Source organism: Bacillus sp. 05T31 (genome assembly GCF_056396725.1).
This window is the reverse complement of the sequence record NZ_JBFTMA010000935.1, coordinates 1-1,319: the sequence shown is the minus strand read 5'-3', so window position 1 is coordinate 1,319 and position 1,319 is coordinate 1. Positions and strand designations below refer to the sequence as shown.

Annotated in this window: 1 protein-coding gene and 1 pseudogene; both read right to left on the bottom strand. The window is 31.6% G+C overall.

All coding sequences use genetic code 11. The features are described 5' to 3' along the window. Nucleotides 1-275: 275 nt before the first annotated feature. A complete protein-coding gene (locus AC1DJR_RS30060; protein WP_477004265.1) occupies nucleotides 276-1,148 on the bottom strand; it encodes a DUF4097 family beta strand repeat-containing protein in 873 nt (290 codons plus the stop codon). Then, nucleotides 1,138-1,319, bottom strand: a pseudogene (locus tag AC1DJR_RS30055) (hypothetical protein); the annotation flags it as partial. The pseudogene AC1DJR_RS30055 and the gene AC1DJR_RS30060, both read right to left, overlap by 11 nt.

Here is a 1,319-nt window from a genome sequence, read left to right as displayed (position 1 = left end):
GCCTATGCAGAAATTCAACCCTCCTTTAAGCATATAAGATAAAAGTATCACTTTTTCGTACGAAAAAACTTCCATTATTTGAAAACAGAATACATTTGAGATTTTCAGAGAATGGATTGAGTCGTCGAAAACAAGACGTTAAAACGAATTTTGGACATAAAATAACCGACTACCTACATGTTGAAAAAAAGGAGTCGGCTATTTTGCTTATTTATTATTGTTTTGCATGCTCTTTATATGTGATGAGCGGAAATTTTCAAGGGTAATATGCTACTTTAGTTCCCATGCTTTTCCACTGAAATATTTCCGTTATGTGTGTTTAATTTAATTAGATTTTCTCCCTTTCCAATAACCGCATTCCCATTATATTTATCCAAGATATTCGCTCTGCCATTGTCGACAGAGACATTGAATTGAACATTAGTTGGTTCTTTTTCAGTTTCAATATTGATTTTTCCATTGTGAGTCGTAAAATTGAGATTTCGATCAAGTTCATTTGTTTTAAGAGTAAGACTTCCATTCTTAGATTGCCCCTCTATTTCACCTTCAACATGCTCTAGCATAATTTTTCCATTGTTCGATTTTACATGAACATTTTGTGCTTTTATATCTTTAAAGTCCATAATTCCATTGTTTGCTTCCGCAATAACTTTTTGTGAATTGATCTCTCTTAATTCAACACGCCCATTGCTTGTATTGATATTAAAATATGTTACGTTTAGTTTTTTGGCAGAAACGTAGCCATTATTATTGGAAACTTTTAATGAATCATATTGCTTTTCAGGCAGATAAACATTTAATGTTAATGGGGCCAATACTTCGGAAATGTCGAAGTTAAACCATCTCGGTTGTTTTTCTTTGTATGAAATAAGAAGCGTCGAATCTTTATCATCCGTAATCAACGTTCGTTTTATGTTAGGATTAACTTCCCCATCTAATGTTATTTTAATGTTACTATCTGTTGTAGGATAGGTGTTAACACGAACATTATTCGTATCGATAATGACGCTTGACACATTATTATTGTTWATGACCTTTTCTTCTGAAATTGGTACTGYRGCAATTGAACGAWAAGTGARTAGACTTCCYAYAATCCCRATAATGAAAATAATACCTGCAATAATGGAAAGATTCTTTTTATTTATCATGCTTAAAACCACCTTTTACTATTGCTATATTGAACTTTAAATAACGAACAAATCCATTCTTTGCTAGCTTCGTTAAAAATAACATAGCAATTACAATGAAATATCCAAGTCCACAAAGTGCTAAAGAAACGAAAAGATTAAATAGCAAGAATGTATTTGGATGTATAATAG